This window comes from Roseateles aquae, assembly GCF_032337115.1.
In the GTDB taxonomy this organism is placed as follows: Bacteria; Pseudomonadota; Gammaproteobacteria; order Burkholderiales; family Burkholderiaceae_C; genus Roseateles_C; species Roseateles_C aquae.
The window spans coordinates 644,356-657,622 of the sequence record NZ_JAVXZY010000002.1; the positions used below are offsets into that span (position 1 = coordinate 644,356).

Below are 13,267 nucleotides of genomic sequence, written 5' to 3' on the forward strand. Positions count from 1 at the left end.
GCCCCCGACAAGCTGCTGGCGCCTGCTTCAGTGCCGCAGCGCCAGCTGTACCGCTGCACTGGCGGCGCGAATATCGGCGGCGGCCTGCTCGCGCACACGGCGCTGATCATCCTGCACCCGCTGCAGCTGAGCCGCGTACTTGTGCTGCAAGGCCTCGTCGCCGCTGGCCGAGCTCCATTGCAAGGCACTGCGCAGCACCTGCTCGCGCAGCAGCGCGTTGGCGCCGAGCAATTCCTCGTGCGCCAGCAGCTCATGCAGGCGCTGGCCGGCCAGTTCCAGCGCCCCCTGGCGCAGCGCCAGCTCGGCCATCGCATGCAGCGCCGATTGGCGCGGCAGCACCAGTGCCGGCGCCTGCAGCAGCTGCAGGCTGGTGCCCAGCAGCTGCTCGGCCTCGCCGAGACGGCCGGCGCTCATCAAGGCATGGCCCAGGTTCAGATGCAGGATGGCGCGCTGAACCTCGCTCATGAACGGTTCGTTCAGGTGTCGGCGCGCCTGCGCCGCCAGCACCAGCAGCCGCTGGGCCCGCGCCTCCAGCAGCTGGGGCTGGCCCTGGTGGCGCAGTTCCTCGCAGGCCAGCACGCCGTCCATCAAGGCATTCGCGTAGCAGCGCACCAGCAACTGCCCGTCACCCGCCTCACGGGCGCGCGACAAGGCCTGCAAATGCAAGAGCTCGGCTTCGGCAAAGGCGCCCAGATTGGCCTGCACATGGGCCAGGGCATTCAGTGCCGACACCATGCCCTCGAACAAGCCCGCCGCGGTGGCCAGCGCCAGCGCCTCGCTGGCCAATGGCAGTGCATCGCTGGGCAGGCCTGCCGAGCAGGCGGCCAGCGCCGCATGGGCCAGCATGGCGACCTGATCACCGGGCCGCTGCAAGGCTTCAAACAACGCTGCCGCGCGCAGCGCCGCGCCGTGGCTCAGCGCATGTTCGCCGCAGGCCCAGTGGGCCTGGGCCGCCAGCTGGGCCGCCGCGGCGGCGCAGGGCCGCACTTCAGCGCGGCGATCACAGCAGGCCTCTGCCCGCAAGGCCAGCTTGGCCGCGGCCGCGGCACGCTGCGCCTGCCAGGCCTCCTGCGCGCGCTGCAACAAATCCTCGCAGCGCTGTTCGCCACGGACCTCGCTTGCGGTATCAGTCTCCAAGCCCTGCCTCCTTTGCCCTGCCCGCAGCTTAGGCCTATTCCGCTAGGAACGGGTTCATCTGCAAGCGCCGCTGTCGGTCATCAGCCGCTGTGCTGGGCCGTGGCGCTGATCAACACGCCATCGTCGTCGGCATACAGCCATTCGCCCGGGCGTATCGGCAGGCCATGCAGCTGCAGCGCCACATCGGTGATGCCCTGGCCCTTGCGGTCGGTCGGCATCGGCACATGAGCCAGCGCAAGGATGCCGAGAGGCGCGGCACGCAACTCGGCCAGATCGCGAACACAGCCGTGGATCAGCAGCCCCGCCCAGCCGTTGGCTGCCGCCGCGCGGGCGAGCTGCCCACCGAGCAGGGCCCGCTGCATCGAGGCCCCGCCATCGACCACCAGCACCCGCCCCTGCCCGGGGCTCTCGACGGCAGCCTTGACAGCGGTGTTGTCGTCCAGGCAGCGCACCGTGCTGATGGTTCCGGCGAACTTGGCGACGCCGCCATAGCTGCGGTAGAGCCCGCCGGGCATCACCCGCAAGGCACCGCTGGCGTCGCTCTTGTGGGCATCACAGAGATCGCAGGTCGAGAACTCCATCGCTCGGACTCTTTGGCTTCAGGGGGCCGGGCGCAGCGTGATCACTGTGCCCTGCGCTTCAACACGCTGGCCGGCGCGCATCTTGGCCGTCTTGCGGCTCTCGGGCTCGCCGTCGACCCGCACCAGGCCCTCGGTGATCATCATCCGGGCGTGCCCGCCCGATTCGGCCAGGCCGGTGGCCTTCAGCAGCTTGTCCAGCTCGATGTATTCGCCGCGCAGTTCGAAATCAATTGCATCCATGCCCCATTGTCGCCGCAAGGCCAGACGCCATGCCTCACGATGAGGCCCGCCGCGCCGCCCAGCGGCTCCAGCGCGAGGGCTGCTCACGCAACCGCAGGCCCTGGCGCACGCCACGCCCCCAGAACACCAGCAGCCCGACCGCGAACATGGCCGCCATGGTGAACTCCAGATTGCCGTTCGGCGGCGATTCGCGCAGCTCGCCGCTACCGTCCTGCCGCTGCCAGAGCCTGATGCGCTCGCCAACCTGCGCATGCCGCAACGAGCTTTTGCGGCCTGCGGCAAAGCCCAGGCGGGTCTCGCGGCCGGCGCTGTCGGTATGGCTCAAGCTCAGGCGGACGTAAGACTTGCTGCCCTTGTCGACCTCGGCGCGTGCCAGCACCACCAGCTCCAGCTCCCGCGCCTGGCTGCGGTAGCGCTCGCCCTCCAGGTCGCCCCAGTAGCCCGCTGCCGCGAACAGCGCAGGCAGCAGCATCAGCAGGAGCAAGGCACGCAGCCAGTAGAACCAGCCGGGCGGCCTGGGCTCTTCAGGACGCTCCGCGTCACCGCCCTGCCATCGCCGCCCCTGCCGCCAGGGTGCATTCGCCCCATTCGCACCGCCGCAGGCCAGGAAGGCGTGCAGGCGGCGCAGCAGTTCGGCGCGGCTGATGTCGTCGCGCTGGCTGCGCAGCACCGACTCATCGGTCTCCAGACACTCCAGCGCGAAGCCGCTGCGCGTATCGCCGGCGGCCTGCAGCACCCGGCCCGACGGCGCTTCCAGCACGACGAAGCTACCGGGCTCGCGGCCCGACCAGCCCGCCAGCGCTTCGCTCAGGCCGGCGGCATCGCTGACCTGAAGCCGCCCGCCCGGCTCCAGCGTCAGCCACATGGGGCCACTCAAGCGCCGCCTGCCAGGCGCTGTTCGGCCGCCGCGCGGATGGCGCTGAGCGTGCTGCGGCTGGTCGAGACATCGGCATCGAGCTTCAAATGCAGCAGCGTCGGCTGCTCGGGATGCGCGAGCGCCTGTTCCAGTGCCGCCGCGAAGTCCTCGGTGCGCGTGACCCGCGCCGAACGCCAGCCATAGGCCAGGGCCAGCGCCGCGAAATCGGGGTTGAACAGATCACTGCCGGACACGCGGCCCGGATACTCGCGCTCCTGGTGCATGCGTATCGTGCCGTAGGTGCCGTTGTCCACCACCACACAGATCAGGCGCTGGGCGCCATAGCCGGTCGCCGTGGCCAGCTCCTGGCCGTTCATCAGGAAGTCGCCATCACCGGCGATGTTGACCGTCCAGCGCTGCTGCAACAGCGCGGCGGCGACCGCCGCCGGCAGGCCATAGCCCATCGCACCGCTGGTCGGCGCCAGCTGCGTGCGGCCTTGCTGATGCAGGCCGGTGTAGCGGTGGAAGCGATGCAGCCAGCCGCTGTAGTTGCCGGCACCATTGGTGAAGATGCTGCCCGCGGGCAAGGCACTGGACAGGCACTTGACGACCTCGGCCATGTCCAGCGGCGCCACCGCTTGAGCGACCAGGTTGGCCTCGTAGTCGGCGTGCGCGTCGCGGGTCCAGTCCTGCCAGGCGCAGACGGCCGGCGGTGCGAGCGTGACCAGCGCCGGCGCGGCGCAGCGCATGCTGGCGTTGATCATCAGCTCGGCGCTGTAGACACGGCCCAGCTCTTCGGCGCCGGCGTGGATATGGATCAGGTCCTGATGCGGCCGTGGTGCCTGCAGCAGCGTGTAGCCGCCGGTGGTCATCTCACCCAGGCGGGGGCCGATGGCCAGGATCAGGTCGGCATCCTTGACGCGCTGCGCCAGTTTGGGATTGATGCCGATGCCGACATCGCCGGCATAGAGCGGGTGGCGGTTGTCGAACAGGTCCTGGAAGCGGAAGGCGCAGCCCACGGGCAAGTGCCAGGCCTCGGCGAACTGCTGCAGCGCGGCCGTGCTCTCGGCCGTCCAGCCGCCGCCACCGGCGATCACGAAGGGGCGCTTGGCGGCGGCCAGGCGCTCGCGCAACTCGGCCAGGGCGGCGGGGCTGGGCGCCGCTTCGGCCACACGCACCTGCGGCAGCGCCGGCGCGCGGGTGGCACGGGTCAGCATGTCCTCGGGCAGCACCAGCACCACCGGGCCAGGCCGGCCCTGCAGCGCGGTATGGAAGGCCCGCGCCACATACTCGGGCAGCCGGTCGGCATCCTGCACCTCGCCCACCCACTTGGCCATGCCCAGCGTGCCGGGGCCGAACATCTGCCGGTAGTCGACCTCCTGGAAGGCCTCGCGGTCGCGCTGATCGCTGGCCACCTGGCCGATGAAGAGAATCATCGGCGTCGAGTCCTGAAAGGCGGTGTGCAGGCCGATGCTGGCGTTGGTGGCGCCGGGCCCGCGCGTCACGAAACAGATGCCGGGCCGGCCACTCAGCTTGCCCTGCGCCTCGGCCATGAAGGCCGCCCCGCCCTCCTGCCGGCAGGCGATGAAGCGGATCTTGTCGGCATGCTCATGAAAGCCATCAAGCACGGCCAGATAGCTCTCGCCGGGCACACCGAACACGGTGTCCACGCCTTGGGCGATCAGGGCCTCGACCAGCACATGGCCGGCCAATCGGGAGACGCCGTCACTGGACGGCTGGGGCGCAGGGATATTCGTCATGCGGCAACTGTAGCCGCCGCTTCAGCGAAGGCCGTTGCGCTGTGGCAAGGCGGCGATTGGGGCATTCCCGGGGTTGGCCGCCGTTGTATCAACCTACCTTCAACGCCGCCGCACCAGGCCCACCAGGCCCGCGGCCCCAATGCCCATCAGCAGGGCCAGCGCTGCGCCATAGAACACGGCGCTGTGCAGGCCGTGGTCGAGCAAGGCGCCGAACACCGGGGCGGCCATGGCGAAGCCGACATCCAGTCCCGAGTAGACCGTGCCATAGACGCGGCCGGTGGCCCCCGGCGGCGCGGCGCGCTTGATGAGCATGTCGCGCGAGGGGCCGGCCAGGCCGGTGCCAAAGCCGGCCAAGGCGGCCACCGCGGCCGCCAGCAGCGGCGGCAGCCAGCCGCTGGCCGTCAACAGCAGCAGCAGCGCCGCCACACTCATCGCCCAGGCGATATTGCGCTCCAGCGCGGCCGAGCGGGCCACCCAGAAGCCGCCCAGCAGCATGCCCGCCGCGCCGCAGAGCATGTAGCCGGTGACGACAAAGGCCGTGGCCTTGATCGGCAGTCCATACATCTGCGCCAGGGCCGGGCTGGCAAAACTCTGGATCGCCGACAGCGCGGCCGTGCTGAAGAAGAAGAACGAGAAGCACAGCCACACCGAGGGCAGGCGCAAAAAAGCCAGCGGATGAGCCTCGGGCACGGCCGCCGCGCCGGCTTTTTCATGGGCCCAGGCGCCCTGGCGGTCGTCTATGGCCTGGCGTTTGACGAACAGCAGCGCGATCAACGCCAGCGCCAGCAGCGCGGTGCCCAGATAGGCCAGGCGCCAGTTGCCGCTGGCCTCGGCGATGCCGATGCTGAACACCGGCGCCAAGGCCCAGCCCAGATTGCCGCTGATGCCATGCACCGAGAAGGCGTGGCCCAAGCGCGGAGCGCTGACGCGCTTGTTCAGGATGGTGAAGTCCACCGGATGGAAGGGCGAATTGCCGAGGCCGGCCAGCGCCGCGGCGAGCAGCAGGCCGCCAAAGCCACCGGCCAGGCCGGCTGCAATCGAGGCCAGCACAAAGCAGCTCAGCGCCGCAAACAGCACCGGCCGGGCGCCGCGGCGGTCGACCAGAAAGCCGGCCAGCGCCTGGCCGATGCCGGAGATGACAAAGAAGGTGGTGACCAAAAGCCCCAGCTGCGAGTAGCTGAGCCCGAAGTCGCGAATGAAGGCCGGGAACAGCGGCGGCAGCAGCATGTGGAAGAAGTGCGAGGTGCCGTGGGCCAGGCCGATCAGGCTGATGGTCGCGGCATCGCGCCGGGCGCTGCTGGCGGCATCGCTGCCGGCGGGGGACTGCAAGGTGGCGGTATTCATGCGCCCACTGTAGGAACAGTGACGCCGGCGCGGTTACGATAGTTCGCCAGATTCTTTCGAAATCACGCCATGCCCGCTTCAGCCCGCCGCCAGACCTTCCCGCCGGCCGATCCGGCCCGCTACGCGCCCTCGGCCGAGCGCCCGGTGCGCGGCAAGTCGCGCCTGATGGAGCACCAGATGGACATCCAGCCGCATCAGCACGACTGGGGCCAGCTGGTGTTTTCGCTGGCCGGCGCGGTGCGGGTATCGGCCGCCGGGCCGCACAGCGACTACAGCTACATCGTGCCGCCCTCGCGCGCCGTCTGGATTCCACCCGGCACCGTTCACGCGGTGACGGCGATCGAACGCGCCGAGCTGCGCACGCTGTACCTGCACGAGACAGCAGCGCAGGCGCTGCGAACTGCACAAGCCGAAGCCGGCGAGGCAAGACCTGACCCCTGGGACGGCTGCCGGGTGCTGGAGGTGTCGCCGCTGCTGCGCGAGCTGGTGCAACAGATCGCCGCCGATCTGGAGCAGGCGCTGCTCGCGCCGCAAGGCCTGGACGCGGTGCGCGAGCAGCATCTGGCCGCGCTGATCATCGACGAGCTGCGCCGCGCCCGCGGCCTGCGCCTGGGCCTGGACCTGCCGCGCGACAAGCGCCTGCGCAAGCTCTGCGAGGCGATGCTGGCGGCGCCGCAGCGCCATGCCGATCTGGACGGCTGGGCCGGCGAGGTGGGCGCCAGCGCCAGAACACTGTCGCGGCTGTTCCGCGAGGAGCTGGGCACCAGCTACAGCCAGTGGCGCCAGCAGCTCTTGCTCAACCAGGCGCTGGCCCTGGCCGCCCGCAAGCAGCCGATGAACCTGATCGCCGCCGAGCTGGGCTATGCCAGCGCCAGCGCCTTCTCGGCCATGGTCACCCGCGCCGTGGGCATGCCGCCGAGCCGCTTCTTTGAACGCGCCTGATCAGCCCCCCTCAAGGAGCGGTCTTGGCTGACCGGCAAAGCCGGATCAGCGAGACCCGCTGGGCAAAACCGCCATCCAAATGCCCTGCCCCCGAACCGGCATCGCCCCGCCACCTAGAATTCCGCCATGGAACAACAGCTGTTTGATTACACCCGCCAGGCGGCCGATGGCCAGACCTGCACCGCCCATGCCTGGGCCAAGGTGCCCGCGCCGCTGAACAAGCCCGAGCGTGAGGCGCTGAAGCGCCGCGCCGCCGAGCTCTTGAAGGCGCGCGGCGCCGTGCTGGTGGCGCATTACTACGTGGACGGTGATCTGCAGGACCTGGCGCTGGAGACCGGCGGCATCGTGTCCGACTCGCTGGAAATGGCCCGCTTCGGCCGTGACCATGCGGCGCAGACGCTGATCGTTGCCGGCGTGCGTTTCATGGGCGAATCGGCCAAGATCCTGAGCCCCGAGAAGCGCGTGCTGATGCCCGATCTGGACGCCACCTGCTCGCTGGACCTGGGCTGCCCGGCAGAGGACTTCACCGCCTTCTGCGACGCCCATCCGGACCGCACCGTGGTCGTCTATGCCAATACCAGCGCCGCGGTGAAGGCCCGAGCCGACTGGATGGTGACCAGCTCCTGCGCGCTGGAGATCGTCTCGGCGCTGAAGGCCGAGGGCAAGAAGATCCTCTGGGCCCCCGACCGCCATCTGGGCCGCTACATCCAGGAACAGACCGGCGCCGACATGCTGATGTGGAACGGCGCCTGCATCGTCCACGACGAGTTCAAGGGCCTGGAGCTGGACCTGCTGCGGGAGCAGCATCCGGGCGCACAGATCCTCGTGCACCCGGAATCGCCGGCCAGCGTGGTGGCGCAGGCCCATGTGGTGGGCTCGACCTCGGCGCTGATCAAGGCGGTGGTCGAGGGCACGGCGCAGGAATACATCGTGGCCACCGACAACGGCATCCTGCACCGGATGCGCCAGCTGGCGCCGGGCAAGACGCTGATCGAGGCACCCACCGCCGGCAACAGCGCCACGTGCAAGAGCTGCGCCCACTGCCCCTGGATGGCGATGAACGGCCTGCAGGGCGTGGTCGACTGCCTGGAGCGCGGTGTCGGCGAGATCGGCGTTGACGAGCCGGTGCGCGTCAAGGCGCTGGCCTGCATTGAGCGGATGCTGGACTTCACCGCAGCGCTGAAGCAGCGCCAGGCGGCCGGCCTGGTACCCGGCATCGGTGCCGCCTGAGCCCCGCTTTCCAGCCCTCAGGCAAACCCTGATCAAGCCCCGCTCGAATTAGCGCGAGCGGGGCTTTCTTTTCGCCTGCTCCCAGCGCTATAAAGCGGCTATCGTGTCGGCCAATCGTTGACCGGCACAACCACCACGAGGCTTGATCATGTCCGCAGACTTCACATCGTTGTACAACCATCACGAACGCGAGGTCTTCGCTGCGGTGACGGCTGCTGCCCCGCAGTACCCGGCCATTGCGGCCGATGCCGATCTGATGTGCGATGTGGCCTGCGTGGCGCTGAACCGCCTGCCGCCGCGCTACATCCGCCATGCGGTGGACTACGCCTTCTACCTGACCGAGCCGGAGCGGCTGGAAACCGACGCGGCGATTGCCGAAGCCGTGGGCTACGCCTTCAACTTCGTCCAGGCTCGCACGGCATTGCGCGCCAAGCAGCGCTGACGCGACGACGCTGAAGTGGCGGCCCCTGGCGTGCGCACCAGGATTCTGTGTCTTGGCCTGCTGTGCTGTGCCCTGCTTGCCAGGGCGCAGGGCCAGACCGTTCGATTGAACTACGCTGACTACCGCCCCTACAGCTGGCTGGACCAGGGCCGAGCCGCCGGGCTGGAACCAGCGATCGCCAGCGAGCTGTTCAAGCGCCTGGGTTTGCCGGTTGAGCATCGCATCCGCCCCTGGGCACGCGCACAGTCCGAGGTGGCCAACGGTGAGGCAGACGGCTTTTTCGCCACCGTCACGACCGAGCGCCAGCAGTACGCCCAGCCACTGGGCAAGGCCGTGGTCATTTCGCAAATCGTCGCTTTTGCCCACCCCGATGCGGTGGCGATGCCTGGCTTCAGCGGCGCGCTCGCGCCCGAGCTGTGCAAGCACAAGCTCGCTGCCGTGCGCGGCAATGGCTGGGTCAAGGCACAACTGCAATGCGCAGCGGTACAGGCCAACAGCACCGAGGCGTTGCTGGGCATGCTGCAGCGCAAGCATGTTGAGCTGGTAATCGAGGATCGCCTGGTGTTTCGCGACGCCGCCCAGCAGCACCCGGAGTTGCCACCGTTCCGCGAGCACCCCCTGGATTTCAGCGCGGCGCCGATCTTCTTCATGATCAGCAAGAAGTCAGCGCTGCTGGCCCAGGCGGCACGGATCGAGTCGACACTTGCCGACATGCAGGCAGACGGCAGCCTGCTGGCCATCGTCCGCAAAGAGACCGGCGGCCCCTGAGGGCCTCGGCCACGCTGCCCTTCAGTGCTTGCGCAGCCCGCGCTCAGCGATCAGCACGGTCGGGAAGCTGACCGGCAAGGTGCGCGGATAGTCGCGGCTGAAATGCAGGCCGCGGCTTTCATGGCGCAGCAGCGCTGAGCGCACGATCAGCTCGGCGCAGTCGACCAGATTGCGCAGCTCCAGCAGATCGCGGTTGACGCGGAAATTGGCGTAGTAGTCGTCAATTTCGCTGCGCAAGAGCGCGATCCGGTGCAGCGCCCGCTCCAGCCGCTTGGTGGTGCGCACGATGCCAACGTAGTTCCACATCAGGAGGCGCAGCTCGTCCCAGTTGTGGGCGATGACGACCTGCTCGTCGGCATCCTCGACCTGGCTTTCGTCCCAGGCCGGCAGCGGCGCTGCCGCCAGCTCGGGATGCGCAAGGATGTCCTCGGCGCAGGTCTGGCCCAGCACCACGCATTCCAGCAGCGAGTTGCTGGCCAGCCGGTTGGCGCCATGCAGGCCGGTGTAGGCCGTCTCGCCCACGGCGTACAGCCCCGGCATATCGCTGCGGCCGAGCAGATCGGTGACGACGCCGCCGCAGGTGAAGTGCACCGCCGGCACCACCGGGATGGGCTGGCGCGCGATGTCGATGCCCAGCGCCAGGCAGCGGGCATGGATGGTCGGGAAGTGTTCCTTCAGGAAGGCCTCGCCGAGATGGGTGGCGTCGAGCCAGACATGATCCAGGCCATGCTTCTTCATCTCGAAGTCGATCGCGCGGGCCACGATGTCGCGCGGCGCGAGTTCGAGGCGATCATCGTGCGCCGCCATGAAACGCGTGCCGTCCGGCAGTTTGAGATGCCCGCCCTCGCCGCGCAGCGCCTCGGTGATCAAAAAGCTGCGCTCCTGCGGGTGATAGAGGCAGGTCGGGTGGAACTGGATGAATTCCATGTTCGCGACCCGGCAGCCGGCGCGCCAGGCCATCGCGATGCCATCGCCGGTCGAGGTGTCCGGATTGGTCGTGTAGCGGTAGACCTTGCCGGCGCCGCCGGTGGCCATCACCACCGCGCGGGCTGGGAGGGCCTCGACGCGGCGGCTGTCGATGTCCAGCGCGTAGATGCCATAACAACGTGGTTCCTCGTCTCGCTGCACATGACGTGAGGTGATCAGGTCCAGCGCCATCCAGCGTTCGCGCAGCTGGATGTTCGGGTGCGCGCGGGCCGCGGCGAGCAGCTGGTCGTGAATGGCCTTGCCGGTGGCATCGGCCGCGTGGGCAATGCGGCGCACCGCATGGCCGCCCTCGCGGGTCAGGTGCAGGCCCAGCGGGCCGTCGTCGTCGGGCGTGAAAGGCACGCCCTGCTCGACCAGCCATTCCACCGCGCGGGCGCTGCGCTCGGCGATGAAACGTGCGGTGGCCTCGTCGACCAGGCCGGCGCCGGCATCCTGGGTGTCACGCACATGGCTCTCGATGCTGTCATCGCGGCCCAGCACGCCAACGATGCCGCCCTGCGCCCAGGCCGTGGCCGCCTCGGTCAGATCGCGCTTGGCCAGCACGATCACGGGCACCTGGTCGGCCAGATGCAGGGCCACCGTCAAACCGGCCAGGCCAGCTCCGACGATGACCACGGCAGACGCTTCAGCAGCAGCAACACTCATTGCAAGAACCCAACGCCTTCATCAGGACGTCATAGAAGAAAGGGCCTTGATTCTAAGGAGCTTGGCCACAGCCACTCAGCAGCCTTGAGCTTCAGCTCGTACGCCGTCCAGCCGATATGCTTTGCTGGGCTCGCGCAGGCAGTACGCGCCCCATCCCACAACAACAGGACCCCATCGATGCAAAGCTACGCCGCCACCCGCCAGAACCCGGAACTGCCCAGCCTGCCCCAGCATGACAGCGAGGCCGTGCGCGAAGCCCGCGCCTTCCAGCTCTCGCTGGCCCGCACCAGTTACAACTACATGCAGAGTTATCTGGAAGGGGTGCCACTGTCGGCCGATCTGCCCAAGGGCGAGGAATTCAGCATTGGCTACGAGGCCAAGGTGGTGCAGGTCTTCATCCCGCTGGCCGAGAATTTCAAGCGTGTGGTCGTCAAGCTGCTGGAGCGCGAGCTGGAGCAAGACCTGCCCACCGCCGCGCTGGAACAGGTGCGCGACAGCTATGCCAAGCTGGTCAATGAATTCAGCCTCTTGCACCCGCTGCGCGATCAGCAAGATCTGGATGCCTTCTTCAAGGCGCTGGCCGCGCTGCCTGAGGCGATGAAGAATGTGATCAACATTCCCAAGGATGTTGCCAAGATGGCCACCGGCCTGGCGCAGGTGTTTGACGAGTTCATCAAGAACGGCCCGACTGCCTTCCTGAAGTCCACACTGTTCGACATGCTCAGCACCGAGCAGGGCCGCAACTACCTGCTGCCGCAGTCGCTGGACGACTACGAGATGCTGTTCGACAGCCTGCCCAAGCCGCTGATGCTGACGCTGGCACAACAGCCCTGGATGCCCGCCAACGGCGAAAAGCCTTGCGAGCAGGACTGGTTCTTCGGCAAGCTGCAGACCGGCGGCTTCAACACCACCAATCTGCGCGGCATCGTGCTGGAACGCAGTGATCAGCCGGGCGAGCAGACCGTGGTGCTGGCCGAGCTGCAGCAGAAGTTCCCGATCAACGATGCCATCCTGCAGAGCGTCAGCGGCGACCGCGACATCACGCTTTCCAAGGCCGCGCGGCTGCACCGCCTGTATGTGTGTGACTACGCGCTGATGGACGGCGCCAAGGCCAACCAGCTGCACGGGCAGCAACGCTATCTGGCCGCGCCGATTGTGCTGTTCTACTGGAACCCGACACCGCCGGCCGGCTTCCCGCCCGCCGAGAAAGGCGTGCTGCAGCCCATCGCCATCCAGCTGGCCCAGCGCCACGATGCCGAGACGGCCCCGATCTTCACGCCCAACGACTGCGCCCAGGCCAATGACGCCAATGGCCTGAAGTGGCGGGTGGCCAAGTACTTTGTCAACGTGGTCTGCGCCATCCAGCACGAAGCGATTGCCCATCTGGGCGACTGCCATCTGATCATCGAGCCGATCGCCGTGGCCGCGCATCGCCAGCTGTCCACCCAGCACCCGATCCTGAAGCTCCTGATCCCGCATTTCCGCTTCACGATCAATATCAACGACTCGGCCATCCACAGCCTGATCATTCCCGGCGGCGTGGTCGCCACCAATGTCGGCCCGGCCATCGAGTCGACGCTGGAACTGCTGGCCCAGGCCCACCAGGCCTGGCGCTGGGATGCCAACAGCCCGGAGCGGGTGTTCAAGCTGCGCGGGGTCGACCAGCTGCCCGACTTCCCCTATCGCGACGACGCCATGCTGCTCTGGCCGGCGATCAAGGATTTCGTGGCCGGCTATCTGCGCTGCTATTACGCCAACGATGCCGCCGTGCGTGAGGACAGCGAGCTGCAAGGCTGGATTCGCGAAATGGTGGCACCGCGCTACGCCGGCTTCAAGGGGATGGAAGGCCTGGCCATCACCGGCGACGAGCGCCAGCCGCTGTGCATTGACAGCCTGGACTATCTGATCGACATCGTGGCCCAGATCATCTTCATCGCCGGCCCGCAGCATGCCTCGGTCAACTATGCGCAGTACCCGCTGATGTCTTATATGCCCAGCGTGGCGGGCACCATCTATGCGCCGCCGCCCGAGCGCAGCACCGAGCTGCACAGCCCGGCCGACTGCATGCGCTGGTACCCGCCGCTGGATGTGTCGCTGTACACCTTCTCCTTTGAGTACCTGCTCTCCGGCGTGCAATACGACAGCTTTGGCTACTACGAGGACAACCCGCGCACGCCCTATTTCACCGATCCGCGCGTGCAGCCGCTGGTGGCCGACTTCCAGGACCGGCTGGCGCTGGCCGAGATCGAGATCCGCAAGCGCAACCGCTCACGGGCCCTGCCCTATCCCTTCCTGCAGCCGACGCAGATCCCGAACAGCATCAGCATTTGAGCCA

The 13,267-nt window shown here is 68.2% G+C and carries 12 protein-coding genes; 5 read left to right on the top strand and 7 right to left on the bottom strand.

The window, feature by feature from the left end; translation table 11 throughout:
• Nucleotides 1-27 precede the first annotated feature (27 nt).
• The 6 genes from RQP53_RS08110 to RQP53_RS08135 all read right to left on the bottom strand — a co-directional run bounded on the left by RQP53_RS08110 (nt 28) and on the right by RQP53_RS08135 (nt 5,918).
• Nucleotides 28-1,137, bottom strand: coding sequence for a tetratricopeptide repeat protein (locus RQP53_RS08110; RefSeq protein WP_315649719.1), 1,110 nt, complete (start codon nt 1,135-1,137; stop codon nt 28-30).
• 80 nt (nt 1,138-1,217) lie between these two features.
• Nucleotides 1,218-1,718, bottom strand: a complete 501-nt coding sequence (gene rraA, locus RQP53_RS08115) for a ribonuclease E activity regulator RraA (RefSeq protein WP_315649720.1) — start codon at nt 1,716-1,718, stop codon at nt 1,218-1,220.
• A gap of 18 nt (nt 1,719-1,736) precedes the next feature.
• The gene (locus RQP53_RS08120; RefSeq protein ID WP_315649721.1) at nt 1,737-1,958 is read right to left on the bottom strand and encodes an RNA-binding S4 domain-containing protein; all 222 of its coding nucleotides are present in this window, start codon (nt 1,956-1,958) and stop codon (nt 1,737-1,739) included.
• 34 nt (nt 1,959-1,992) lie between these two features.
• Complete coding sequence (locus RQP53_RS08125; protein WP_315649722.1) at nt 1,993-2,823, bottom strand: hypothetical protein; 831 nt, start codon at nt 2,821-2,823, stop codon at nt 1,993-1,995.
• An 8-nt stretch (nt 2,824-2,831) separates the two neighbouring features.
• Nucleotides 2,832-4,574, bottom strand: a complete 1,743-nt coding sequence (locus RQP53_RS08130) for a thiamine pyrophosphate-binding protein (RefSeq protein ID WP_315649723.1) — start codon at nt 4,572-4,574, stop codon at nt 2,832-2,834.
• Between the two features lie 99 nt (nt 4,575-4,673).
• Nucleotides 4,674-5,918 (bottom strand): MFS transporter, encoded by a 1,245-nt coding sequence (locus RQP53_RS08135; RefSeq protein ID WP_315649724.1) that lies wholly within the window; start codon nt 5,916-5,918, stop codon nt 4,674-4,676.
• Between the two features lie 69 nt (nt 5,919-5,987).
• Between RQP53_RS08135 and RQP53_RS08140 the strand changes: the two genes are divergently transcribed.
• The 4 genes from RQP53_RS08140 to RQP53_RS08155 all read left to right on the top strand — a co-directional run bounded on the left by RQP53_RS08140 (nt 5,988) and on the right by RQP53_RS08155 (nt 9,300).
• On the top strand, nt 5,988-6,860 hold the full coding sequence (locus RQP53_RS08140; RefSeq protein WP_315649725.1) for an AraC family transcriptional regulator: 873 nt from the start codon (nt 5,988-5,990) through the stop codon (nt 6,858-6,860).
• A gap of 126 nt (nt 6,861-6,986) precedes the next feature.
• On the top strand, nt 6,987-8,090 hold the full coding sequence (nadA, locus tag RQP53_RS08145; RefSeq protein ID WP_315649726.1) for a quinolinate synthase NadA: 1,104 nt from the start codon (nt 6,987-6,989) through the stop codon (nt 8,088-8,090).
• A gap of 148 nt (nt 8,091-8,238) precedes the next feature.
• Nucleotides 8,239-8,532, top strand: coding sequence for a late competence development ComFB family protein (locus tag RQP53_RS08150; protein WP_315649727.1), 294 nt, complete (start codon nt 8,239-8,241; stop codon nt 8,530-8,532).
• Nucleotides 8,533-8,637: 105 nt separating this feature from the next.
• Nucleotides 8,638-9,300: a substrate-binding periplasmic protein gene (locus RQP53_RS08155; RefSeq protein WP_315649728.1), complete on the top strand. Its 663-nt coding sequence runs from the start codon at nt 8,638-8,640 to the stop codon at nt 9,298-9,300.
• 21 nt (nt 9,301-9,321) lie between these two features.
• Here RQP53_RS08155 and nadB read toward each other — a convergent pair whose 3' ends face one another.
• On the bottom strand, nt 9,322-10,932 hold the full coding sequence (gene nadB / locus RQP53_RS08160; protein ID WP_315649729.1) for an L-aspartate oxidase: 1,611 nt from the start codon (nt 10,930-10,932) through the stop codon (nt 9,322-9,324).
• A 177-nt stretch (nt 10,933-11,109) separates the two neighbouring features.
• Between nadB and RQP53_RS08165 the strand changes: the two genes are divergently transcribed.
• Entirely contained in the window at nt 11,110-13,263 is a 2,154-nt protein-coding gene (locus RQP53_RS08165; RefSeq protein WP_315649730.1) for a lipoxygenase family protein, read from the top strand.
• Nucleotides 13,264-13,267: the final 4 nt, after the last annotated feature.